This window comes from Mesorhizobium sp. M4B.F.Ca.ET.143.01.1.1, assembly GCF_004792275.1.
Taxonomy (GTDB): domain Bacteria; phylum Pseudomonadota; class Alphaproteobacteria; order Rhizobiales; family Rhizobiaceae; genus Mesorhizobium; species Mesorhizobium abyssinicae.
The window spans coordinates 1-400 of the sequence record NZ_SRSR01000119.1; the positions used below are offsets into that span (position 1 = coordinate 1).

The following is a 400-nucleotide window of genomic DNA, read 5'->3' on the forward strand; positions in this document are numbered from 1 at the left end:
GCCTACACCACGCTGGTGCACGCCACGACGAACCAGACCGTCGACGTGATCCTGGCCTTCCTGTTGATGGCCGGCGGTGTCGCCGGGGCGCAATATGGCGCCAAGGCCGGCCAGCGGCTGCGCGGCGAACAGTTGCGCGCGCTGCTGGCTATGCTCGTGCTGGCCGTCGCCATACGCCTTGCCGTCGATCTTTTTGTGACGCCGCCCAATCTCTATTCGCTCTCCGCCGCGGGCCTCAACTGATGGCGGGAATGAGAGCGTTTGCAGCCGCCATCCCGTTGTCGATGCTCTTCGCCATTTCCCCGGCGACGGCACAGACGCCGCCCACCGAAAGCATCCAGATCGGCCTGTCGACCGACGCCATTTCGATCACGGCGGGTTTCTCCGGCGCCGATCTGAC

Annotated in this window: 1 protein-coding gene and 1 pseudogene; both read left to right on the forward strand. The window is 65.8% G+C overall.

Translation table 11 applies throughout. The annotated features are described in order from the left end of the window. Positions 1–243: TSUP family transporter (locus tag EN786_RS36225; RefSeq protein ID WP_135910063.1), on the forward strand; the 243-nt coding region annotated here is incomplete at its 5' end. Further along, a pseudogene (locus tag EN786_RS39190) lies at positions 243–400 on the forward strand (TIGR02186 family protein); the annotation flags it as partial. The gene EN786_RS36225 and the pseudogene EN786_RS39190, both read left to right, overlap by 1 nt.